The organism is Streptomyces sp. GS7 (assembly GCF_009834125.1).
GTDB lineage: Bacteria > Actinomycetota > Actinomycetes > Streptomycetales > Streptomycetaceae > Streptomyces.
In genome coordinates, this window is the sequence record NZ_CP047146.1 from 4,616,165 (window position 1) to 4,639,091 (window position 22,927).

Sequence of the window (22,927 nt, forward strand, 5' to 3'; positions counted from 1 at the left end):
GGTCAGGTGTCATTTCAGGCATCGGACTGCTTGCCGGGTGTCCCATCGGTAGCGGTTTCGGCCCTGCTGGATCAGGCAACGCACGGTGACGAACGTGCCGGCGAGGTAGAGGTGGAGGTGGAACTCGACGGCCTGCGTCGTTCGCTGGAAGCAGCGGCGGAGCTCGCCGGTCCCGTTCATCCAGGGCGTTCGCCCCCCAACGGCACCCGACCTGGATCGGAGCCTTCATGCCCTCGACGGCGATCTCGCCGACGAGTCCGCGCTTCTCCAGCACCTGCGCGCATGGCTTGCCGTTATACGCGGAGTCCAGGTGAACGGTGGGATGTTCGGGCAGGGCAGGCCCAGCCTTGCTCGTGCACCGATTCCAGGGCGGGATCGAGCAGCTTGAAGTCGTGCCTTCGCGCCGGCGACCGCTAGGGCGACCGCACCCCCTCACCGTCGGTGGCAACCGAGCGCTTCAGGCCCTGCTTGCGACGGTCGACCGGCGAGGGACCACCCGATGGGAGGGATTCGTTCGCCCACACCACCGAGACCTGCTGGACCGACGGCGCAGCGCGGGCTCAGCCCGGTGAACCGGTGAACGGGCCCTCCAGGACGGCTGCGACGCCGTGATTGCACCGGGCGCCACGGGATGCTCGAGCGAATCCCGCCGACTGGCCTGGCCGGCCACACCGGCACGTATCCGTTGCGGCAGGTCCGGACCTGTCCGGTCCGGTGCGGTTCCTGCTGACGCTCCCCGCCACGGCGGGCGCCCGCCCGTGCGGCTTTCCACACCGCCCAGTCATCGCATTTCGGTAAAGCGTTCGATATGGGCATGCAAACATCTTGTCCTGAGCATGACTTAACCGATGGGATCTCGACAGCCGCTTTGTGCGGCTCAGGCCCACTCAGGGAGAATTCATGCGCATAGCCCGTACCAGTAGACGTGCCGCGGCCACGACGGCCGCAACCGCCGCCCTCACCGTCGTCGCTCTGGCGACCACCCCGCTCGCCGGTACCGGTACCGCCGCGGTGCCGCACACCAAGGCAGTCCCGGCCATCGCCGGGCACCCGTTGGTGCACGGCGTGGGCAGCCCGCTCTCCATCGCGGAGTGCCGGGCCAAGTTCAAGCTCGCCTGCTACAACCCCCTCCAGTACCGCACGGCGTACAACCTCAACGCGCTGTACAGCAAGGGAATCACGGGCAAGGGCCGCACGATCGTCATCGTGGACTCCTTCGGCTCGCCGACCGTCCAGCACGACCTGGACGTCTACAGCAAGCAGTTCGGCATCCCCAGCACCACGGTGAACGTGGTCAAGTGGGGCAACGTCCCCGCGTTCGACCCCAAGAACCCCGACATGACCGGCTGGGCCGGCGAGACCACCCTCGACGTCGAGATGGCCCACGCCGTGGCGCCCGACGCGAAGATCGTCCTGGTGGAGACAGCGGTCGCCGAGACCGAGGGCACCACCGGTCTACCGGAGATGATGGACGCCGAGAAAGCCATGGTCGACCGTGGCGTCGGCGATGTGATCAGCCAGAGCTTCGGCGCCACCGAGAACACGTTCCCCGGCTTCGACAAGGGCGACTTCTCGAGCATCAAGAACCTGCGGTACGCCTTCAAGGAGGCCGCCAAGAAGCACGTCACCGTCCTCGCCTCCTCCGGCGACGGCGGTGCCACTGACAACACCGCCGACGGGAAGGGCTTCTACAAGGAGCGCGTCAACTCCTGGCCGTCCTCAGACCCGTTGGTCACCTCAGTCGGTGGCACCCAGCTGCACCTCGACGACAAGGGTCAGCGCGTCAAGCCGGACAGCGTCTACAACGACCACGGCGCAGGCGGCGGCGGCCAGTCGCACGTCTTCACCCGCCCGGCCTTCCAGAACGTGGTGAAGAGCACCGTCGGCGACCGTCGCGGCACCCCGGACATCTCGATGACCGCCGCCGTCGACGGCGGCGCCTGGATCTACTCCAGCTACGACCCGACCGACACCGGCTGGGGCATCACCGGCGGCACCAGCGAGTCGGCTCCGCTCTTCTCCGGCATCGTCGCCCTCGCCGACCAGGCCGCCGGCCGCCGCCTCGGCGACATCAACGACGCGCTGTACTCGCTCTACAAGCGCTCCGCCCACGACAAGCGCACCGGCATCGTCGACGTCAACGACGGTACGAACAACAGCTACGAGGGCGTCACCGGCTACACCGCAGTCAACGGCTACGACATGGCCACCGGCGTCGGCACCGTGGACGCCGCCCGCTTCGTCCCGGCCCTCGCCCGGGCAAGCCACCGCGGCTGACGCGCACGCCACCTCTCGCGGTCCGGGCCTCGCTGGGCCCGGACCGCACCGCTGTGCCGAATTCCTCGCGAGTCGCCACGACCGCGTCAGGCAGCTCCCCCGCCGAAACCACCATCAAGTGGCCTGCTCGGGCCGCACCTGCTCGGCGCTCTCCTGCGGGCCCACCATGCGCCGGGAGTGTCTAATCAACGGCGGATCTGATGATCAAGGAGACGCCAGATGACTAGGACTGCCGGGGAGCCCGAGTCCGTACAGCCTGCTGCCGGGGCACCGTCGAATTCGGCGACCGACGAGCAGTTGATCGCGATGCTTGTCGACAGGGCCCGTAACGAGGGCTTGCAACTGACCGGCGAGGGCGGGCTGTTGCAGCAGCTGACCAAGCGGGTGCTGGAGTCCGCCCTAGAGGGCGAGATCACCGACCATGTGGGCTACGAGAAGCACGATCCGGCCGGGAAGAACAACGGCAACAGCCGCAACGGCACACGTGCGAAGACCGTGCTGACCGATGTTGGGCCGGTCGAGGTGAAAGTGCCCAGGGACACCGCCGACACCTTCGAGCCGCAGATCGTCAAGAAACGGCAGCGGCGTCTGACCGGCGTCGACGAGATGGTGTTGTCGTTGTCGGCGAAGGGGCTCACGCACGGCGAGATTTCGGCTCATCTGGCCGAGGTGTACGGCGCTGAGGTGTCCAAGCAGACCATCTCCACCATCACCGACAAGGTGATGGAAGGCATGGCCGAATGGCAGAGCCGTCCCCTCGACCGTGTCTATCCGGTCCTGTTCGTGGATGCCATCAACGTCAAGATCAGGAACGGGCAGGTCGCAAACCGTCCGGTCTATGTCGTGATGGCGGTGACCGTGGACGGCACTCGGGACATCCTCGGTATCTGGGCCGCTGACGGCGGTGAGGGGGCCAAGTACTGGCTGCACGTGTTCACCGAGCTGAAGAACCGCGGCCTGGACGACGTGCTGATGCTGGTCTGCGACGGGCTCAAGAGCCTTCCCGATGCAGTGGAGGCCGTCTGGCCTCGCACGATTGTCCAAACGTGTGTGGTTCACCTGCTGCGGAACTCGTTCCGTTACGCCGCCCGTCAGGACTGGGACAAGGTCGCCAAGGCCCTCAAGCCCGTCTACACCGCGCCCAGCGAGGACGCGGCGACGGAGCGGTTCCTGGAGTTCCAGGAGTCCTGGGGTCAGAAGTACCCGGCGATCGTGAAGCTGTGGTCGGACGCCTGGGCCGAGTTCGTGCCCTTCCTCTCCTTCGACGTCGAGATACGCAAGATCATCTGCAGCACGAACGCGATCGAGAGCGTCAACGCCCGCATCCGCAAGGCCGTCCGCGCCCGCGGACATTTCCCCAACGAGGCCGCCGCCCTCAAGTGCATCTACATGGCGCTGATGAGCCTGGACCCGACGGGGAAGGGCCGCAAGCGGTGGACCATGCGCTGGAAGGCACCCCTCAACGCGTTCCAGATCGCCTTCGAGGGCCGCCTGACCCCGAGGAACAACTGACCACTCAACAACCAAGATCAGCCGTTAAATTGACACACCCCGTACAGGGCCCTCAGCAAGTCCTGTCGCTGCACCTCAGAGGCACTTTCTGCCTTCTCGATCACGAGCCAGACAACACTCCTCGTGAAAGCCCGAGGCTAGCGAGGGTCAGCTGGTGGCCTTGCCTATGCAGAACCAGACGGTGCCCGCGCCGACTCCGCCTGCCGCGGCGATGCACGGAACGCAGGCAGCACCAGCGGTTCCCACGCATGCTGCTGCGCATGCGGTGCCGATGAGGGCGAGGGCCCAGGACGAGATGCCAGCGCCGGAGAGGCAGTCGTTGAGCTTGCCCCAGCTGAAGCCGTAGGCAGAAATCTGCGGCTGCTTGGCGGGCAGGCCCTTGGGAAGGTCCGCGGCCTTGATGATCTTGTCGGCGGTCAGGGCGCCGTTGCGCCACACCTGCGCATGACCGGACTTGTCGTCGTGGGTGAGCTGCATCTCCAGCGTTTCGACTACCTTGCCGGAGGAGTCGTAGACGACATTCAGGCTCGCGCCGCGCTCCTGGTCGCTGAAGGGAACCGAGACCTGAGTGTTGCCCTTGTGGAACTTGTAGACCGTGGCACGTTCCGTCACCAGAGACGAGCCGGCCTTGAGATGCGTGGCGACCTTCTTGTCGCTGACGTCAGCGGTGACCCGCTTGACCCATGTCTGAGCCTGCTCGCCCTCAAGGACGGAGGACTGGCTCTGCAGCGTCTTGATGTTGTTGACCAGTGCCTAGGTCTCGGACGAGACATCGCTCGTAGAGGACACCGAGGCGGTGACCGAAGCGGCCAATACTGGGCTCTGAGCGGCGGTGATCCCAATGAGCGACACGTCCACCAGGGCTGCAGAGGCAATACGGTAAGAGAGCTTCACGGAAGCGGATTTCCTTCTTGATCAAGGATGTGTAGGTGCGATTCAGACTGGCCAGAACCGTCAGCGCTTGCGGAGGAGCACGAGAAAGAGGAGAACAGAGGTTGCGGCAGCAGCCGCCCACGGACTGGGGCCGCCGTTCCAGGTGACCACCGCCGCCGCGATGGTCAGAGCCGCGTTGAAGGCGGCAATCCCCAGGGCCAGTCCGCCCGTTCGCTTGTCAGTCATGTGCATCCCCTGCTGTGGTCGTTCAACGCCGCGGTCGGAAGTGACGATATGGGTGGGGTAAAGCCGCCTCAACCAACTATGCGGGCAAAGTGATCATTTCCGGTCTGATGTTGCACAGCCCAGCGCGGCGCGTGCCATCGCGTGCGCCATCGGCTGCCCGTGCTACCAAAGGCTTTCGCTGCAGCATGAGTTGACAAGGAGTCCAGCCTCCGCAGGATCCCTGTTGGTGCAGTCTCTCCGCTCGAAAGGGCATCAGCGGGATGTCCTGATTTCGCAAGGGGGTGTGCGCGTTGTGCAGCCCTGCGTCGCCCGCACACGCTGAAGCTCCGACGTTCGTGGTCCCAACTCGACTCGGACAAGAAGAACTACAGCCACTGCACGGCTCGGTGCTGAGCGCCGACGATGGGCTCAGCTCCCGCCAGGGCCGTAAGTGTCGGCGTTGGCCGAGTTCGACCGTCGCCGAGAAGACGCGCGGCATAGACTTCCAGCGGACCTGGCGCCGTCGGCCACGGAAATGCGAGTGGCCGTGAAACCCTCCGTGTCAGCAAACTACTGGCAGTCGCCGTCGCCCCAGGGTCAGCCCGCGTCAAGCCTCCCAGCGGTTTCGGCGCCCATCATCTGCGCCAGCTCCTGAACGCTCAGCTCGATCCGTCTGCCGTCAGCCATCCGAGCTCGCCCCAGGGACGCCGCCACTGCGTCGTCCACGCTCTCGATGTACGCACGGACCTCGTCTCCCACCAAGCCAGCCCCTCCCATAGCGATCGGTCGCCCCCGCACAACAGCTGCTGGGCGACCGATTCATTCCCCCATGCACGGACATCAGCAGGTGATGCCGTGGCCGGTTCGCCCACAGCAGACGCACACTGCCGCAACGGACTGGAGACCTCCTCCCCGACCATGTCAACTTAACGGCGTCGGGAAAAACCCCAGGTCAACGAAGGGTTCGTTGTTCATGACGCTCACCGTCAACACCCCGCTCCAGTCGCCCGCCGACCTTCCATGCGCCGCCCTCGGGGAGCGCGATTGGCCGCTCGACTGCCACTGCCCCCGGCCCCGTCACCAGCCTCCTCAATCATCAGGGACGGGACGTCGTCGCCGACCTGGAAGGAAACGTCCACTACTCCAGGCCGGACCAGCACGTGTACGTCGGGTTCGTCCCCGAGAGCCCAGCTGCGGCGCGCGGTGAACTGTGGCGCATCGTCGTCAACCGGCCCGACGGCACCACGGCCTGGCAGTAGACCTTCGGCAACGTTCCCGCGCAGGCCGTCGCCGGATTCCTCGCCGCCCTCATCGCCTCGCCCGACTGCCACTGCGCTTGCATCTGACCACCCGCTCGGCAAACGCAGCAACGCCGGACCCGAGCTCCCTCGGAGGCGCCATGTCCCGTCACTCCGCCACCGTGACCGCGTACCACCCCGACGGCACCACGTGCCCCTCAGACCACCGGGACGCCGCGAGCAGCAAACCCGTCCGGGCGGACGCTGTTCCTCGCGTCGTGCTGCTGCAAGGAGTGGACCAGCAGCCCCTCGTCCACGGAGAACTACGCCACCGAAATGGGCAGACGGCACCGCGAATCGCAGCGCCGGCCGAAGCCCACAGCCTCGTCGGACGAGCCTGTCGTGCTGCGTGAACTGCTCCAATCCGACACCGGCTAAGACACGCGCGCTCCTCGCTTCCCCTTCCCTTCGTCCAGTTCTCTCATGGAGGTTGCCGTGCCGCACGACATCACCGTCGGCCAGCTGATCCATCAGCTCCAGACCCTCGATCCCGGCCTGCCCGCGTACTTCGCGATCAACCCGGACTGGCCCTACGCCCACCGCATCGGCCAGATGGTCCAGATCACCGGACCGGACGGCGCCGTCTACATCGCCGAAAACGGTCAGGAAGGTGTTCCTCCCCCAGCCGTGCGCAACCAGCTGAACTGGGGGAAGGTGTGACCTGCCAGCCCTGCTCACGTCGGCCAGCGCCCCCGATCAGGCCCGCAGACGACTATCTGTCCCTCCGCGATCTCGTCGAGCGCCCCATGCCCGAGTACGCCCGCGGCGCCCTCGTCCGCGCCGTACCACCGCTTTCCACCGAACCGATCCACGTCGCCTGGTCACCCACCGGAAATCCCAGCAGGCTCCGCTCCGGCTCCATCCTGCTGAGCTGGGAAACCAGCGCCCACGGCGGCATGGACGTGACCGCACTGCTCGGCCTGGCCACTACCGAGGTAACGCTCGCCATCTGGCCGTCCCTCCGCGGCGACTGGACATCCGTCGTCCGCCCCACGCACTTCGAGGTCACTGGTCTTCACGCTGCTCTGTCCATCGCAACCGACGCATTGCATCTCGCGAACCGATTGGCAGACACCTGAACCCACACCACTCGGCCAGACTGTCGAACGTTGGTCTGCCCCCGCTGAATTGGCTCCCCTGGGGGCAGACCAGCCGATTTGGATGACGCGAGGCCGCTGCCGGGGAGTGACTGTCTGCACCCCTCTCCCCGCGAGCAGCATCGATCCGCAGGTCACCCTTGGCACAAGGCCATTGGCCGCCTCCGGCCTTGCACAGCGGGATCGGTGACCGACCTTGTGTACCGGCTGAATAAGCTGCCACACATGACGCCCGATGAGCTGCTGGATGCGTTGATACGGCTGAGAAAGGCTGCTGTCGGAGGACGACGTGTGCCGCACAAACCGCTGCTGCTGTTGTGGCTCTGCGGCAGGTACTCGACAACTGGCAGCTCGGCGGTCACGTACGCAGAAGCCGAAGAGCAAGTCAGTCGACTGATCAACGACTTCGGGCCACCGGTGGTCAGCGCTGCCGCTCAGCGTCAGCGTGCCGCGATGCCGTTCGTACACCTCGAACGAACACTGTGGGATCTCAAGGACGGCGAAGGACATCCCATCGGACCCGACGCCCCCGAGCGCGGCAAGTGGCTACGAGATCGCGGAGCTCACGGACAGCTCCATCCGGAAGTGGAGCTGCTGCTGTCCGACCCGGGAACCCTGATTAGTGCAGTGCGGCTTCTGCTCGATCAGCACTTCACGCCCTCGTTGGAGGCGCTGATCTGCAGCGGGGCTGGACTCGACCTGGCGGGCCTTGAGGAGTCGGCTCACCCGGTCGTTCCGCCGAAACCCAAACGCCCTCGGCGGTCGGGGTTTGCGGAAGAGGTATTGCGCGCCTACGCGTTTGCCTGCGCCATGTGCGGCTACGACGGGGCCCTGGCTCGCAACCCGGTCGGGCTGGAAGCCGCCCATGTACGGTGGCACAGCCAGGACGGCCCTGACGACGTGAGCAACGCGCTGGCACTATGTGCCCTGCACCACGCGCTGTTCGACCTCGGAGTACTCGGGTTGACTGCCGACCTACGCATTCGAGTGTCCGGACTGTACGTCGCCCGGAACAAGGCGGGCCTTGCTATAGATGCCTTGGCGGGACACCCCCTTGCGGCACCGCGGCCAGGGAAGCCACCGGTCGATCTCACATTCGTCACCTGGCATGACAGGCAAGTGTTCAAGGACTCCTAACAAAAGTGGTGGGATTGACCTGGTCAGCGGTCGGTGTCGTGCACGAGGCCGCCGGGTAGCGGGACGCGGTCAGCCGCGCCATCGCACGCGATAAACCCGGCGACGTCGACGATCATCCCCGGGATACTGGTCGCCCATGGATGAGGTCAAAGTCGTCGTCGCCCATTCCGAGCGCGCGACCCTGCGCGTCGGCGACGTGTTCCTGAAGGTGGACGCTGATCAGGCGCGCATCGACGTCGAGGTCGAGGCGATGGCCCTGGCGCCGGTCCCGACCCCGAAAGTCCTGTGGCGCAAGCCGCCCGTGCTCGCGATCGCCGCGGTCCCGGGGACAGGGCTCGGCCGCCTCGGCGAGCCGTCTGCCGCGTCCCCGGCGGCGTGGGCCATGGCGGGTGCCGCCATCCGGAAGTTGCACGACGCGCCGTTGCCACCCTGGCCCGGCCGGGGCGGCCGGAGCCTCGACGAGTTGGCGGCGGATCTCGACGGCGAGTGCGAGTGGCTCGTGACGAACGGCGTCCTGCCCGCCGACCTGGTCACCCGCAACCGCCAGGTCGCCGAGGCCGCACTCCGGCCTTGGACTCCGGTCTTCACGCACAGCGACCTACAGATCGCTCATGTGTTCGTCGACGGCGACGAGATCACCGGCATCATCGACTGGTCCGAGGCGGGCCAGGGTGATGCCCTGTTCGACCTCGCCACCTTGACGCTCGGACACGAGGAGCACCTCGGCGACGTCGTCGCCGGCTATGGCACCGACGTCGACCTCGACGTGATCCGCGCGTGGTGGTCGTTGCGAAGCCTGCTGGCAGTTCGCTGGCTGGTCGAGCACGGCTTCGACCCGTTCGCGCCGGGCTGTGAAGTCGACGTGCTGAGATCCCGGATGTGAGGCTGCGCGGGCCCGACTGCTACGAGTGCGTTCTGACGCATCGAGCAGGCCATCTCCTCAAGCGCATCGCCTCCCCTTACTGACAGTGAGAATCCATCGTCGTACCGTTCAGGGGAGTTGCTGATCGCACGGGAGTCGGAGTTCGTGGGCAGCGTCACCGCCGCCCGGCATGCTGCCCGATGGGGCGCCATTCACCGGGAGCCGGTTCGAGCATCTGGCCGGCGAGGGAGACCGGGCTGAGGCCCGCTGCGACCTCGCCGCCCGGACCAGGCTGGAGACGCTCACTGCTACTCCAGTAGAAGCTCGTTCTCGTGACGGCTCGGGCTCAACGTTTCCCCTTGTCTGCCCGGCAGCTTGGACGGCAGCGAACCGCCTCTGGAGCCTTTCAGTGCCGTGATGGCCATTCTCAGTCCGCGCGCGGGACTGCTGGTGAACAGGCCGGACTGCGCGACGTCGAGCGGGTGAAGGTGCGGCGGTAGGCAGTGGGGGTGGTGTCCAGTGTGCGCCGGAAGTGCAGCCGCAGGTTGGCTGCCGTGCCCAGCCCGCTGTCCCGCGCCACCTGTTCCACCGAGCGGTCCGTGGTTTCCAGCAGTTCCCGCGCCTTGCCGAGCCGGGCGTTGAGCAGCCACTGCAACGGGGTCGTGCCCGTCTCCTCGCTGAACCGGCGCATGAAGGTGCGCTGCGAGAGTCCCGCGTGTCGGGCAAGCACGCGCAGCGTGAGCGGCTCGCCGAGCCGGTGCAGGGCCCATCCACGGGTACCGGACAGCGACGCCTGACCGGCCACTGCGACGGGAGCCGGCACGTACTGGGCCTGCCCGCCGTCTCGGTGGGGGGCGGCGACCAGGCCGCGGGCGATCTGGTTGGCCGCCTCCGCCCCCAGGTCGCGGCGCACGATATGCAGGCACAGGTCGATGCCGCAGCACACCCCGGCCGAGGTGAGCACGTCGCCCTCGTCGACGTAGAGCACGTCGCGGTCGACCGTGACGGCCGGGAAGCCCCGCTCGAACTCGTCGATGTGCTTCCAGTGGGTCGTGGCGTGCAGCCCGTCCAGTACGCCTGCCGCGGCCAGCGCGAAGGCGCCCGTGCAGATCGACACCACACGCTTGCCTCGGTCGCGAGCTTCGGTCAGTGCATCGAGCACGGCGTCCGGCAACGGGAGGATCGGTTCGAATCCCGGCACGATCAGGGTGTCGGCGGTGCGCACCTGTTCCAGGGTCCCGTCGGCGACCAGGGCGAAGCCCGCGGTGGTGGCCACCTTCGCCTCCAGCGCGCACAGGGTCATCTCGTAGGGGGTTTCCGGCCGGGTGGTGAAGATCTGCGTCGGGATCGCCAGGTCGAGTGGGGTGACCCCGTCCAGCGCCAGGACCGCGACTCGATGCACTGCCATGGCAAGATTCTAACGAAGTATGGAAATTTTGCCTCTCACCAGGTCAGGACGGTCGCGGCCAGGCTGAAGACATGACCGGACCTACTCACGAGGCGACCGCCGACCCGATCACGCTGCCCGGCACACCGCTTGCCGACGCCGTCATGAACCTCATCCGACCGGTGGAAACGCCGTCCGTCTTCAACCACAGCATCCGCAGCTACCTGTTCGCCCGGCTGGTTGCCGGCCGCCTCGGCCTGGCCGTCGGCCACGACTACCACGACGACCTGCTGTTCGCCGCGTGCGCGATGCACGACCTCGGCGTGGCCTCGGACGGCCCGCACAGCCAGCGGTTCGAGGTCGAAGGCGCCGACCGGGCCGCCGCATTCCTGATCGACCACGGAGTACCCGCAGCCGACGCCGACCAGGTCTGGCAGGCCATCGCCCTGCACACCTCCCCGGGCATCGCGGAACGCCGGGGCACGCTGTGCGTACTCGTCCGCGAAGGCGTCGCCCTCGACTTCGGCGGCCCACTGGGCGCCGACCACGTCGACGCCGTCACCGACAAGCAGGCCGACGCCGTGCACGCCGCCTATCCACGGCTGGACATGATCCGCTCACTCACCGACGCGATCGTCGCGCAGGCCGCGAAAGACCCGAAGAACGCACCCCGCTACGCGATCCCCGGCGAATTCCTCCGTGAACGCGAGACCTTCGGCCGGACCCGGCTGGAGCACGCCTGCCGTTCGTCCCGCTGGGGCAACTGACTCCACGGACTCCACGACCCCATCAACAGAGAAAGGGCAGCACCGCAATGACCATCCGCACTGTCGAGGTCCCCGAGGACAACGCAGTCTTCGGGCAAACCACCAGCGCCTTCGCAAGCTTCGGCTATTCCGCGGCGGTCCGCGCGCACGGCCTCCTGTTCATCGCCGGAACGATCGGTCGCCGCGCCGACGGAACCATCCCGGACACCATTGAAGAGCAGACCGAGATCGCCATCCGGAAGATCGAAGAGATCCTTCGACTGGAGAACCTCGACACGTCCGCCCTCGTCGACGTCACCAGCTACCACGTCGACATCCGCCAGCACCTGCCCGGCTTCATCGATGCCAAACAGCGCCTCGTCAATGCGCCCTACCCGACCTGGACGATCATCGGGGTCAGCGGACTCGCCAGCCCCGGACTCCTCATCGAAATCCGCGCGACCGCCGCGTATCCCGACGCATCCCGGTAGACCGCCGCCCCTGGGCCCGCTCTCCGGCCCAGGAGCCCGTCACGGCGGACGTGAGGTTCGCTTCTGTACCAACCGGCCGTCACAGCGGGCGGATTCTCAACCGAACTGCCAGCTCCGTCCCTTCGAAGCGCCCGAGTCAGTAAATGCTGAACGAGCCATCGAGGGCTGCCCGGTCCGTGAGGTGTGTCCGAGGTAGTTCTCCACCGGATCACGGCGGTTGGCTACCGCCTGCGCGGCCACCGGCGGACTACGGTCAGAGCATGGAGATCATCGTCGTGTACGAGCTCGACCAACCGGCGAGCACGACCGACACCAGATCCGGCGAGGCCGGGGCCCTGGTCCGACGAGTGCACGCAGCGCCCGGCGCTCCAGGAGCGCCTTCCTCCCCCGGCCCACGGACCTTCTGCGGCAAGGACACCTTCGCCATGGAGACATCCTCCTGGCGGCCCTCGGGACACCCGGGTTCACCGTGGTACCCGCAGGCGTACGCCGACCGGGTCTGCGGTAACTGCGACAGCGCGATGGAAGACGAGACCTGAGCCAAGCCCACCGGATAGCACGCCGTCGTCCATACGAAGGGCTCACTCAGCTAGCTTGTTTTTTAAGGATTCCTAGCAAAATGAGGTTTTCAGGCGTCGCCAGCAGATGATGCTGCAGCCGAGGATGAGGAAAGCTTCGTGGAGGTCTTCTCTGATCTCCCAGCGGATGCGCAGGCGCCGGAACCAGTGCAGGAGGGCGAAGGCTGCTTCGGCGACCCATCGGTGAATGCCCAGACCGGAGCCGTGCTGGGTGCCGCGGCGGGCGATGAGGGGGCGGATGCCCACCTCGCGCAGTTCGCGGCGGTAGGTGTCGGAGTCGTAGGCGCGGTCGGCGAACAGAGCGTCGGGGCGCTTTCGGGGGCGCCCCCGCTTGCCTTTGACGGCCGGTATGGCGTGGACCAGCGGCATGAGCTGGGTGACGTCGTGGCGGTTTCCGCCTGTGAGCGTGGCCGCCAGCGGGATGCCGTGCGCTTCGGTGATCACGTGGTGCTTGCTGCCTGTCTTTCCCCGATCCACCGGTGAGGGCCCGGTCTTCGCGCCGCCCTTCATCGCCCGCAGATGGGAGCCGTCGACCGCGGCCCGGGAGAAGTCCAGCAGCCCGGCCGCACGTAGCTCGGCCAGCAGCAGTTCGTGAAGAGCCTGCCACACCCCGGCCTGATGCCAGTCGCGCAGCCTGCGCCAGCACGTGCTGCCCGAGCCGTATCCCAGCTCCTGGGGCAGGAACTCCCAAGGGATGCCGGTGTACAGCACGAACAGGATCCCGCTCAGCACCCGCCGGTCATCGAGCCGTTTGCGACCCGGATACCTCACGCGGCGCTCAATCACCGGCAGCAGCCCGGCAATCCGCTCCCACAACCCGTCCTCGACTTCCCACGGCCTCCGCTGCACCATGCCCAACGCCCCCACCACAACACCAGACAGAGGCACAACACCGGCTGACGGCCTGTCATTCCAAGGCAGTACAGCTCATTTTGCTAGGAGTCCTAAGATCCAGTCTCGAATGTGCTTCGAACTTGATCAGCGTTTTCGCAGTTCAGCGGACGTGAAGGCGGCCTTCGGCTGATCATGTGCTCCGACCAAGGAACGCACACACTCAGCACGAAGGCCGTAAGGATGAGTCTGTCGCATCACGCCGTTGAACATGGGCAGTTCGCAGAACTGTCACGCTTCCGAGGCGAGTTCTACTCCTGTCTGACCAGGCGTGCGGACGCACAGTTCGAGTTGGCCGATGCCGTGCTGAGTGCGGACGGCCCGGTCCGTTCTCTGGTTGAGTTGTCGCTGGTGGGGGAACATCGCCGCGGGCACGGTGGCCTCTACGACGCCTTGGCCGCCGGCCGGATGGACATCGGCCGGCTGCGGCGGGCAGTGGCCGCAGTACCTCTGCCACGGGCTGCGGACGGCCGGCTGGTGCTGGCCGCCGACATCACCTGCTGGCTGCGGCCCAACGCACACACCTCACCGCAGCGGATCCTGTGCCACACCTACGGCCGCGGCAAAGACCAGCACATTCCCGTTCCGGGTTGGCCGTACTCGGTGATCTGCGCGCTGGAGACGGGCCGCAGCTCGTGGACCGCGCCACTGGACGCGCTCCGACTGGCACCGGGCGACGACGACGCCACCGTCACCGCCAGACAGATGCGCGAGTTGGTCGGCCGGCTGATGGAGGCAGGGCAGTGGAAAGGCGGCGACCCCGAGATCCTCATCGTCGTGGATGCCGGATACGACGTGCCCCGCCTGGCATTCCTGCTCAAGGATCTGCCGGTGCAGGTGCTGGGCCGGATGCGTTCGGACCGCGTCCTGCGTCGTGCCGCCCCACCGCGAAAGCCCCATACGATAGGCCGCCCGCCGCGTCACGGCGGCGAGTTCGCCTTCGGCGACCAGTCCACCTGGGACATCCCAAACGCGCAGACCGTCACGCAGACCCGTCTGTACGGCACCGCCACCGCCCAGGCATGGGACCGTCTCCACCCACGGCTGACACACCGTTCCGCCTGGGTCGCCGAACTGGGAACCCTCCCGGTCATCGAGGGAACTGTGATCCACCTGCAGGTCGAGCGCCTGCCCAGCGGCGCCATCCCGAAACCGGTGTGGCTGTGGTGGTCGGGCACCGACGCCACCCCCACTCAGGTCGACCTGCTCTGGCAGACCTTCCTGCGACGCTTCGACATCGAGCACACCTTTCGGCTGTTCAAACAGACCCTCGGCTGGACCCGCCCCAAGATCCGCACCCCCGAAGCCGCCGACCGGTGGACCTGGCTCATCCTCGCCGCATACACCCAACTCCGCCTTGCCCGGCCACTGGCGGCCGACCTGCGGCGGCCCTGGGAACGACCAGCAGAGCCCTACAAACTCACCCCTGCCCGAGTCCGCCGCGACTTCAGGCACCTCCGCCCGAAGACCCTCTGCCCCGCCGAAGCACCGAAACCCTCCCGCCCCGGCCCAGGCCGACCACCCGGCCGCAAGAACACCCACCCCACACCCCGCCACGACGTCCACACAGTCCGCAAAACAGACAAAACGAAACGACGAACGAAGAAATCAACAACCCCACGACCCCGCCGCAAAGGTTAAAGATCAAGCTAAGGCGTGTTTCGAAAGTGCTGGTCACAGCCAGATCCGAGGTGGGTGACTGCGCTGGTGCGGGCCCTGTTGGTCCTGACGAACCGAGAAGTCGCCCGCTGGCCGACGATCTACACCGAAGCCATCCACCCACAACCAGCGTGAGCACGCCGACACCGACGCACACCAGGTCCGTGACCCGCCACTTCACGATGCACACCACTCACTCCGCGAGCCTGACTACAAGGAGGACACCGCCTCCCCGTTCCGCCAAGCAATCCGCCTCGGCATCGGTTCCCCTACCACCGAGTCCCGCAGGAACAGCGGTGTCCAGCCGCCCATGCTCAGGTAGCCGTTCACACTCCGGGTGAGGGTCAAGCCGTACCCGTCGGGGGCGTCCGCCCAACCCGTGCGCGTACGGGCATCCCCTTCGTCCCTGATCGTCCAGCCCCACTCGCGCCACACCCCTGTCACCAGGTCGAAATACCGGTCGCATGTGTTCGGCGTGGTTCCCAGCATCCAGTACCTGATGTTGAAGGTCGCCCAGCCGTCATCGGGATGGTTCAGGTCCTCGGACAGGACAACCCCGCCGTGCAGGCCCGCGCGGGGCAGGTCCGGATGCCGTAGCGCCAGCGACAGTTCCGGGGGCAGCACACGGAGCGTCTCCGTGAAGTGCCGTAGCAGCTGGGTACGCGCCTCTGCCTGTGTTCTCGCCGTTCTCACCCGCATAGGATGCCCGTGATCAAGCGAGAGAGGGCTCCCGTGGGAGAAATACCTGGTGCGCGTGAGGCGTTGGACCGGCTCGGGCGTTCCCTGCGTGCGCAGCTCGTCGAGCTGATCAACGACCTGACCCCCGGCGCCGACCTCGGCCTCCTCTTCCTCGATTGGCCGGACGTCGCCGACTGGCACGAGCCTTTGCGCTACAGCTACTCGGCCGTGTTCCGTGGGCGACGCCCCGAAGGGGTCGGCGCTGCCGACGTCGTCTCCAGGGCGGCTGGCCTGTTCAGCCCGGCCGACTGGGACATCGCGGGGCCGGAGGAGGAGATCGACGGCACGAAACGCACGTACGTGCTCACCGCCCGCCATTCCGACGGCACTCGCATCGAAGTCCGCACGGGCGACCGTACCTCGGCCGTGTTCTACAGCGGGCAGACCCCCGCCCTGGCCCTGCACGAACCGGAGGAGTTCCAGTGGCCGGAGCCGGTCCGGACGCCCGAGACCCTCACGTCCGGCTACGTGCTCTGCTACGAGTGTGACGGCCTCGGCGCCTGCCACGACTGCGGTGGACGCGGCTGGGTGCCCAGCGAGCCCCACGGGCGCAGCAACTGCAGGCAGTGCGGCGGGCATCGCGTCTGCCCCATCTGCCGGGGCGCGGGCCAGCTGGCCGTCTCCGAGCTGTCGTCGTACCAGCTGACCTACTACCCCGAACTGAGCCGGTAGCCGCTATGACCTGTTCGAAAGTGGATCAAGGTCGTGCGATGATCGCCTCCCGTGGCTCGGGCAGATCCGACAGAGATTCAGTGGACGGTGCTGGAAGCGTTGTTGCCGAAGGGCGCTAGCGCGCGTATCGAAAGTGGATCTTGGGCGTGAGATGATCTTGGCTCGTGGCACGTGGAGATCTGACGGATGCACAGTGGGCCCGCCTGGAGCCGCTGCTACCCAAGGGCAAGAAGCCTGGCCGGCCTCCGATATGGACGAGGCGGCAGCTGATCGACGGCATACGGTGGCGGACCCGGACGGGTGTGCCGTGGCGGGATATCCCGGAGCGGTACGGGCCATGGGGTCGGGTGTACGACCTGTTCCGGCGCTGGCAGCGGGACGGCACCTGACAGCGTATCTTCACCGAACTGCAGGCCCAGGCCGACGCCAAGAACCTGATCACCTGGGACATCAACGTCGACTCCACCATCTGCCGGGGCCACCAGCACGCCGCCGGGGCGCGGAAAGGGGGATCTGCAAAAAGAGCCGCCGGGTGGCATCACCACCGAGCCGGCCGACCACGGCCTCGGACGCTCGCGCGGCGGCCTGACCACCAAGCTGCACCTGGCCGTCGAGCAGGGCCAGAAACCCATGTCGATCGTCATCACGGCCGGACAGCGCGGGGACTCCCCGCAGTTCGAGCTCGTCCTGAAGGCGATCTGCGTGCCCCGTATCGGGCCGGGCAGGCCCCGCACGCGGCCCGACCATGTGCGCGCAGACAAGGCGTACGCCTCTCGCGCCAACCGTGCCTACCTGCAGCGACGCGGGATCCGCTGCACGATCCCGGACAAGGCCGACCAGGTCCGCAACCGCAAGAAGCGCGGCTCCCGCGGCGGTCGGCCGCCGAAGTTCGACAAGACCGACTACCGCGAGCGGCACGCGGTCGAGTGCGGGATCAACCGCCTCAAACGCCACCGCGCGGTCGCCACCCGCTACGAGAAACTCGCCGTCCGCTACGAAGCGACCGTTCTCGTCGCAGCCATCAACGAGTGGCTGTGACCAGCACATTCGATACACGCCCCAGTGGGCGCGACGCAGCCAAGTCTTCGGGCATTGTTGATGAGCCCTCACTCCGCACGGGGCTCAGCGAGATAGGTGCCGGCCAGCGTGCCGTCGTATCCCGCGGCCTGGACTGCGGCCTACAGGGTCGGGGAGTCCTGGCCGATGCCTTCGCCGATCATCGTCAGGTAGTGCGCGCGAGTCAGTTCGCGCTCGACCCATTGGTGTGCGCAGCGGCAGCGGATGCTGACTTCGTTGCGGTCGCGGATGACCATCCAGTCGCGTCGGGCGCCGCAGTTCGGGCACATGACGGTGATCCCGGTGATGACGATTTCCTCGGGGTGTGTGGTGGCGCGCAAACCGATGTTCCCGCCAGAGGGCTGCGTCTCCTGCTGGAGCCGCAGCAGCGGGTCGTCGCCGGCTGCCGTCTGGGGCAGAGCGGTTCTCGGGGCCTGACGGTTCTTGCTGAGTGGTGGCGAGCCTGGACGGACACGGACCCGCCCTCCGAGCTCCAGGCCCTGATAGACGCGGTCACCACCGGACACGGCATCGACCTCTACCGCCGGATTTAACGAACTACCGCTACTGAGGCTTGATGCTGGGGTTGACGGCTCGTCTGGTGGTGCTATCCCGTGGTTATGGAGGAGACGGGATTGACGCGGGAGGGGCGTCTGCATCGGGAGCGGCTGCGCTTGCAGGCGGCCGAGTGGTTCGAAGAGGGCGTTCCCCAGGCAGAAGTAGCCCGGCGGTTGGGGGCTTCCCGACAGGCGGTGCACGTCTGGCACAAGAAGTGGGAGAACGGTGGGATACAGGCATTGCGCTCCGCAGGGCCGTCGGGCAGGCGCCCGCTGGTCTCGGGGGAAGAATTCGCGCAGGTCGCGGAGGCGTTGAAGCAGGGCCCCGCCGCACACGGCTTCACCGGGCAGGTGTGGACCCTGGCCCGGATCCGCCGGGTGATCCAGGAGACGACCGGCGCCGAGTACACCACCCCGTCCGGGGTGTGGCGGCTGCTGAAGCGACACGGCTGGTCGCGGCAGACCCCCACGCGCCGAGCCTACGAACGCGATGAGAAGGCGGTGATGACCTGGCGGAGCGAGGTGTGGCCCCAGGTAAAACCACCGCCGAGCGCAGTGGAGCAGTGATCGCCTTCTCGGACGAATCCGGTCTGTCGCTACTACCACCGGTGCGACGGACCTGGGCACCCGGCGGCCAGACCCCCACCATCGAGATGCGGATGGGGCAGCGGCCCAAGGTCTCCGTCGTCGGCTGGTGCTCCTGCCGCCCCGGCCGGCCGGCGAGGTACTTCTACCGGGTCGTGCCCGGATCGGTCACCGACCGCATCCTCATCCGCCAATTACGCCAGGTGCACCAGTCCCTCGGCCGCCCGATCATACTGATCTGGGACAACCTCAGTAGCCATCGCAGCCGCCGGATGCACACGTTCGCCGCCCGCAGCCACTGGCTCACCTTGGTCTATCTCCCGCCTTACGCACCGGACCTCAACCCGGTCGAAGGCGGCTGGGCACACGTCAAAAGCGGGCCGCTGGCCAACCTCGGCGCCCGAACCCTCGACGAACTCCTCACCACCGCCCGCCGCGGCCTGCGACACATCCAACATCACCCGGCCCTGGTCACCGGATTCCTCGCAGCCACCCGCCTGGACTGGAACCCACAACCGTCAACCCCATAAACAAAGGTCAGTAGAGGCTGTCGTCATGAGGGCGGGTGACAGAGGCTGACGTGCCGAGGGCAGGTGATGCGCCCCAGGTGCCGACGGCGCCGACGAGCGGTAGAACGTAGGGGTGAGGGACGAGAACATCCCTGATGAGGAAGCACGGTCGCACCGTGTGACGAGGCCGGAGATCGACTACCAGGCGCTGTTCGCGGTCACCCCCAGCCCCTATATGGTGCTGGGCCCGGACCTGGTGATCGCCGACGTCAACGAGGCGGCCTGCCGGGTGACCGGCCGTACTCGGGAGGATCTGCTCGGGCAGTACCTCTTCGACGCCTTCCCTGATAATCCGGCGGACCCGTGTGCTGACGGGGCGCGGAATCTGCATGTCTCCCTGCACCGGGTCCTGCGCTCGAAGGAGCCGGACACGGTGGCGGTGCAGAAGTACGCCATTCCCGTGGTCGGCCAGCCCGGCGTGTTCGAGGAGCGGTGGTGGTCCGCGATCAACACCCCGGTGCTCGGGCCGGATGGGGAGGTGGCGTGGATCATTCACCGGGGGGAGGACGTGACCGCGTTTCTCCTCTCCCACCCCCGCCCGCGAGAAGGCGGGGCGCTCAGCGACGTGGAGGCTATGGAGGTCGAACTGTACGCGCGGGCGCGCGAGCTCCAGCGACTGAACGAGGAACTGCGCCAAGCCCATGCCCGGGAACGCCAGGTCGCCCTCACTTTGCAGGAGGCCATGCTCCACTCGCCCCACCTGGCCCGGCACCGGGACGCCGTGGTGCGCTACCTGCCCGCCGCCGGGTCACTGAACGTGTGCGGCGACTGGTACGACGTGGTCGACCTGCCCGAGAACAGATGCGCCGTCGCGGTCGGCGACGTCGTCGGCCACGGCCTGGAGGCCGCCGCCGTCATGGGCATGCTCCGCAGCGCGCTGTCCGCCTCCATCCGGGCCGTCGAAGGGCCCGCGCGGGCCCTGGACTGCCTGGGCCTGTACGCACGCTACGTGGAGGGTGCGCTGGCCACCACCGTCGTCCAAGCCGTCATCGACTACCACGCTCGCCGCATCACGTACAGCAGCGCCGGCCACCCGCCCCCCGTCCTGGTCCACCAAGACGGCAGCTGCGACCTTCTCGACCAGGCCACCGACCCCCCGCTGGGAGCCCGCCCCAAACACGTCCCCCGCCCCCAGGCCGACCTTCCCTACACCCCCGGCGACACCTTCGTGCTCTACACCGACGGCCTCATCGAACGCCGCGGCGAGGACATCGACGTGAGCCTGCAACGCCTCACCGACGCGCTAGCCCGCCATGCCCGCCACAAACCCGAACGCCTCGCCGACGCCGTGCTCGCGCACCTCGGCGTCAGTAGCGGCGCCCGCGACGACATCGCCCTGATCGTCATCCGCCTATGACCCGCGCGCCGCCAGCTGGGTCAACCGACTGAATCCGCTGAGGGGCCCGTTCATCCGTACGTGGCTGGGGACGTTCACGCCTACGCCGACACCGGGTGTGCTTTGTCGGCCTCACCGCCCTGGACATTGGCCTGTCTCAGGTGATTTCGAGATTGTCGGCGACGGTGGAGGTCGGGGTGTGGAGGATGGCGTCGAACGCCTCGAGGACGGGGGTGTGCAGGTAGGCGCTTTGGATCCGGATGCGGTCGGGGCCCGGGACAAGGCCGGCGTTTCCGCGGGCCTGCGGGTGCGCCTGGTGGAGATCGGCGATGCTGAGGCCGAGTTCGGCGTCGGCGAAGGCGGCTTCGATGCTTCCCGGCTCGGCCGGCTCCAGCGCGGTGGCGTCGATGGTGAAGCCGAAGCGTGTGTTCTCGTCCCGGGGCATGTCCGCGGTGTGTCCGGTGGTGCTGATCAGGCCCAGGGCGAAGTATTCATCGCCGAGCGCGCGGTGCAGGTGCTGCCCCATGGGGAGTCCCGTGAGGTGGCCGTTGAAGGAGATCGGTGTTTTCTGGATATGGGCGTTGTGCGCCGCCAGCACGACGCGGGTCCCGGGTTCGAAGCGCTCCAGGTGCCACAGGACCGATCCGGCCATGTAGATGTCGCGGGCCGAGGTGTCTGCGGTCAGCCCTGTGCCGGCGAAGAGGTCGGCCATGGCGCGGAAGGTGTAGTCGGCGTGGCAGGCGCCTTCAAGGCGGCGCACGGCGATGTCGTAGCTGTGCTGGTCACTGCGGGAGACATACAACGGTTCGAGGGAGCGGAACCGGATGAGCAGACGCGTCAAGGTGGCGCTGAGGGCGTCCTGTTCGGCGGTGGCCAGGCGTACCCACGCGGGCGCGGCGACGGCCCCGGAACCACCGGCGAATGATTCGGCGATCCGCATCGCCTCCTGGACCGCCCGCAGCGTTTCGGGGTCGACCTGACGCAGGTAGTCGGCGACCGGAGCCAGGGCGGGAAGCAACGACCCACCGGCGGCGGGGATGTCGATGCCCGTGAAGCGCACCGGAGTTGGGGCCGTGCGGTTGTGCCGGCGCATCCAGCGCAGCGGCTCATCGACTCCCACGGGGACCGTCGCGGCGAGGTGGGCCGACAGGTCATCGTCCGTCCCCTCGCCCTGGGCCCAGGCATCGAGGGGGAACCCTTCGCTGAAGCCGTACTCGAAGGCCAGGACGGTGAAGCCGCAGCGTTCGACCAGGAACCGCAGGATGCGCTCGCGCATGAGGGCGAACTCGTTGATGAAGTGGGAACTTTCGCCGATCGCGACGACGCGGGCGTTGCCGATGATGGCGCGCAGCGGCTCCAAGTCATCCAGCGGCGCCTCAGGGGTGAGGTGGGTGAGGGGGACGGCGTGGGTGCGCAGCCAGTCGGCGAACGGGTTGCGGTGGGGCGAAACAGGCATGCTGACAGCTCGATTCTGGGTGCTGGAATGTGGAGGGATCGCCGATACGGGAACGGAGCACTATGCAGAGGGCAACCCCCCGGGTGCGGCGACATGGGGGTGAACCGTTCGGCCTCACTGCGCGTCGCGTCTTCGGAAGACGGAGCCGTGGACTGGCTGGAGCGGGGAGCCTGCGACCGGTGACGATCTTCGCAGGTCGCAGGCCGGCCTCCGCAGATCCGGTCGTGCTGTGCCGGGTTCGTTCAACGGCTCGTTGCGCTGCTGGGCGGTGGGTCTTGAGGTGCCCTTCCCATGTTCTCGGGTGCCGCGTTCTCCAGGTCGTCGATGCTGCCGGACATGATGGTGCGGATGTGTTCGGTGAGGTGCTGGAGGGGCCAGTCCCACCAGGCCAGTTGGATGAGGCGGTTGATGTCGGCGTCGCTGTAGCGGCGGCGGATGAGGCGGGCGGGGTTGCCGCCGACGATGCCGTAGTCGGGGACGTCGTCGACGACGACGGATCCGGAAGCGATGATCGCTCCGTGGCCGATGCGTACGCCGGGCATCACCATGGACCGGTATCCGAACCAGACGTCATGGCCCACCACGGTGTCGCCCCGTCCGGTCAGGCCGGTGATGAGGTCGAAGTGCTCGGACCAGGAACCGCCCATGATGGGGAAGGGGAACGTCGAGGGGCCATCCATACGGTGGTTGGCGCCGTTCATGATGAACCGCACGCCCTCGCCCAGCGCGCAGAACTTCCCGATGACCAGCTTCTCCGGCCCGTAGTGGTACAGCACGTTGCGGGTCTCGAAGGCGGTCGGATCGTCGGGATCGTCGTAGTAGGAGAACTCTCCGACCTCGATCAGCGGCGAGGTGATCAGCGGCTTGAGCAGCACCACCCGCGGCTGCTCGGGCATCGGATGCACCACGGTCGGGTCGGCGGGAA

Annotated in this window: 22 protein-coding genes and 2 pseudogenes; 15 read left to right on the forward strand and 9 right to left on the reverse strand. The window is 67.3% G+C overall.

The genetic code is table 11. The features are described from left to right. Nucleotides 1-9: 9 nt before the first annotated feature. Nucleotides 10-494, reverse strand: a pseudogene (locus GR130_RS41950) (transposase); the annotation flags it as partial. A 406-nt stretch (nucleotides 495-900) separates the two neighbouring features. Here GR130_RS41950 and GR130_RS20580 point away from each other — a divergent pair. After that, the gene (locus GR130_RS20580) at nucleotides 901-2,277 is read left to right on the forward strand and encodes a S53 family peptidase (RefSeq protein WP_159506072.1); all 1,377 of its coding nucleotides are present in this window, start codon (nucleotides 901-903) and stop codon (nucleotides 2,275-2,277) included. A gap of 306 nt (nucleotides 2,278-2,583) precedes the next feature. Further along, on the forward strand, nucleotides 2,584-3,789 hold the full coding sequence (locus GR130_RS20585; protein WP_236574003.1) for an IS256 family transposase: 1,206 nt from the start codon (nucleotides 2,584-2,586) through the stop codon (nucleotides 3,787-3,789). A gap of 147 nt (nucleotides 3,790-3,936) precedes the next feature. On the opposite strand, the gene GR130_RS20590 is transcribed toward GR130_RS20585, so the two are convergent. Next, the gene (locus GR130_RS20590) at nucleotides 3,937-4,401 is read right to left on the reverse strand and encodes a hypothetical protein (protein ID WP_159506074.1); all 465 of its coding nucleotides are present in this window, start codon (nucleotides 4,399-4,401) and stop codon (nucleotides 3,937-3,939) included. Between the two features lie 342 nt (nucleotides 4,402-4,743). After that, the gene (locus tag GR130_RS20595; RefSeq protein ID WP_159506075.1) at nucleotides 4,744-4,908 is read right to left on the reverse strand and encodes a hypothetical protein; all 165 of its coding nucleotides are present in this window, start codon (nucleotides 4,906-4,908) and stop codon (nucleotides 4,744-4,746) included. Between the two features lie 1,712 nt (nucleotides 4,909-6,620). Here GR130_RS20595 and GR130_RS20600 point away from each other — a divergent pair. The 4 genes from GR130_RS20600 (at nucleotide 6,621) to GR130_RS20615 (ending at nucleotide 9,302) form a co-directional block, all read left to right on the forward strand. Further along, nucleotides 6,621-6,845: a hypothetical protein gene (locus GR130_RS20600; protein WP_159506076.1), complete on the forward strand. Its 225-nt coding sequence runs from the start codon at nucleotides 6,621-6,623 to the stop codon at nucleotides 6,843-6,845. A gap of 86 nt (nucleotides 6,846-6,931) precedes the next feature. Next, nucleotides 6,932-7,264, forward strand: a complete 333-nt coding sequence (locus tag GR130_RS20605; RefSeq protein ID WP_159506077.1) for an esterase — start codon at nucleotides 6,932-6,934, stop codon at nucleotides 7,262-7,264. 243 nt (nucleotides 7,265-7,507) lie between these two features. Next, nucleotides 7,508-8,419: a phosphorothioated DNA-binding restriction endonuclease gene (locus tag GR130_RS20610; protein ID WP_159506078.1), complete on the forward strand. Its 912-nt coding sequence runs from the start codon at nucleotides 7,508-7,510 to the stop codon at nucleotides 8,417-8,419. Nucleotides 8,420-8,555: 136 nt separating this feature from the next. Beyond that, nucleotides 8,556-9,302 carry a phosphotransferase family protein gene (locus GR130_RS20615; RefSeq protein ID WP_159506079.1) on the forward strand — a complete coding sequence of 249 codons (747 nt, stop codon included), beginning with the start codon at nucleotides 8,556-8,558 and terminating at the stop codon, nucleotides 9,300-9,302. Nucleotides 9,303-9,708: 406 nt separating this feature from the next. Here the strand turns inward: GR130_RS20615 and GR130_RS20620 are convergent, their stop codons facing one another. Continuing rightward, nucleotides 9,709-10,689: a GlxA family transcriptional regulator gene (locus GR130_RS20620; protein WP_159506080.1), complete on the reverse strand. Its 981-nt coding sequence runs from the start codon at nucleotides 10,687-10,689 to the stop codon at nucleotides 9,709-9,711. A gap of 71 nt (nucleotides 10,690-10,760) precedes the next feature. Between GR130_RS20620 and GR130_RS20625 the strand changes: the two genes are divergently transcribed. From GR130_RS20625 to GR130_RS20635, 3 genes are all read left to right on the forward strand, one after another. Then, complete coding sequence (locus GR130_RS20625) at nucleotides 10,761-11,435, forward strand: HD domain-containing protein (protein ID WP_159506081.1); 675 nt, start codon at nucleotides 10,761-10,763, stop codon at nucleotides 11,433-11,435. 47 nt (nucleotides 11,436-11,482) lie between these two features. Beyond that, a complete protein-coding gene (locus GR130_RS20630; protein WP_159506082.1) occupies nucleotides 11,483-11,905 on the forward strand; it encodes a Rid family hydrolase in 423 nt (140 codons plus the stop codon). 260 nt (nucleotides 11,906-12,165) lie between these two features. Then, the gene (locus GR130_RS20635; protein ID WP_159506083.1) at nucleotides 12,166-12,444 is read left to right on the forward strand and encodes a hypothetical protein; all 279 of its coding nucleotides are present in this window, start codon (nucleotides 12,166-12,168) and stop codon (nucleotides 12,442-12,444) included. A 72-nt stretch (nucleotides 12,445-12,516) separates the two neighbouring features. Here the strand turns inward: GR130_RS20635 and GR130_RS20640 are convergent, their stop codons facing one another. Continuing rightward, on the reverse strand, nucleotides 12,517-13,335 hold the full coding sequence (locus GR130_RS20640; RefSeq protein ID WP_159503645.1) for an IS5 family transposase: 819 nt from the start codon (nucleotides 13,333-13,335) through the stop codon (nucleotides 12,517-12,519). A 222-nt stretch (nucleotides 13,336-13,557) separates the two neighbouring features. Here GR130_RS20640 and GR130_RS20645 point away from each other — a divergent pair, with 222 nt between their 5' ends. Then, entirely contained in the window at nucleotides 13,558-15,015 is a 1,458-nt protein-coding gene (locus GR130_RS20645; protein ID WP_159506084.1) for an NF041680 family putative transposase, read from the forward strand. 228 nt (nucleotides 15,016-15,243) lie between these two features. Here GR130_RS20645 and GR130_RS20650 read toward each other — a convergent pair whose 3' ends face one another. Continuing rightward, nucleotides 15,244-15,657, reverse strand: a complete 414-nt coding sequence (locus tag GR130_RS20650; RefSeq protein ID WP_159506085.1) for a hypothetical protein — start codon at nucleotides 15,655-15,657, stop codon at nucleotides 15,244-15,246. A 108-nt stretch (nucleotides 15,658-15,765) separates the two neighbouring features. Here GR130_RS20650 and GR130_RS20655 point away from each other — a divergent pair, with 108 nt between their 5' ends. Together GR130_RS20655 and GR130_RS20660 are read left to right on the forward strand one after the other, a co-directional pair. After that, a complete protein-coding gene (locus GR130_RS20655; RefSeq protein WP_159506086.1) occupies nucleotides 15,766-16,443 on the forward strand; it encodes a hypothetical protein in 678 nt (225 codons plus the stop codon). A 164-nt stretch (nucleotides 16,444-16,607) separates the two neighbouring features. Further along, a pseudogene (locus tag GR130_RS20660) lies at nucleotides 16,608-17,481 on the forward strand (IS5 family transposase). Nucleotides 17,482-17,621: 140 nt separating this feature from the next. Here the strand turns inward: GR130_RS20660 and GR130_RS20665 are convergent. Next, nucleotides 17,622-17,996 carry a hypothetical protein gene (locus GR130_RS20665; protein ID WP_443043773.1) on the reverse strand — a complete coding sequence of 125 codons (375 nt, stop codon included), beginning with the start codon at nucleotides 17,994-17,996 and terminating at the stop codon, nucleotides 17,622-17,624. 123 nt (nucleotides 17,997-18,119) lie between these two features. On the opposite strand from GR130_RS20665, the gene GR130_RS20670 reads away from it, so the two are divergent. From GR130_RS20670 to GR130_RS20680, 3 genes are all read left to right on the forward strand, one after another. Beyond that, nucleotides 18,120-18,623: a winged helix-turn-helix domain-containing protein gene (locus tag GR130_RS20670; protein WP_159506087.1), complete on the forward strand. Its 504-nt coding sequence runs from the start codon at nucleotides 18,120-18,122 to the stop codon at nucleotides 18,621-18,623. After that, nucleotides 18,581-19,171, forward strand: a complete 591-nt coding sequence (locus tag GR130_RS20675) for a transposase (protein WP_159506088.1) — start codon at nucleotides 18,581-18,583, stop codon at nucleotides 19,169-19,171. Before GR130_RS20670 ends, GR130_RS20675 begins: the two co-directional genes overlap by 43 nt. A gap of 157 nt (nucleotides 19,172-19,328) precedes the next feature. Then, nucleotides 19,329-20,567 carry a SpoIIE family protein phosphatase gene (locus GR130_RS20680; RefSeq protein ID WP_159506089.1) on the forward strand — a complete coding sequence of 413 codons (1,239 nt, stop codon included), beginning with the start codon at nucleotides 19,329-19,331 and terminating at the stop codon, nucleotides 20,565-20,567. A 136-nt stretch (nucleotides 20,568-20,703) separates the two neighbouring features. Here GR130_RS20680 and GR130_RS20685 read toward each other — a convergent pair whose 3' ends face one another. Together GR130_RS20685 and GR130_RS20690 are read right to left on the reverse strand one after the other, a co-directional pair. Then, the gene (locus GR130_RS20685) at nucleotides 20,704-22,002 is read right to left on the reverse strand and encodes an erythromycin esterase family protein (RefSeq protein WP_159506090.1); all 1,299 of its coding nucleotides are present in this window, start codon (nucleotides 22,000-22,002) and stop codon (nucleotides 20,704-20,706) included. Nucleotides 22,003-22,244: 242 nt separating this feature from the next. Next, a complete protein-coding gene (locus GR130_RS20690) occupies nucleotides 22,245-22,898 on the reverse strand; it encodes a CatB-related O-acetyltransferase (protein ID WP_443043774.1) in 654 nt (217 codons plus the stop codon). Between the last annotated feature and the right edge of the window lie 29 nt (nucleotides 22,899-22,927).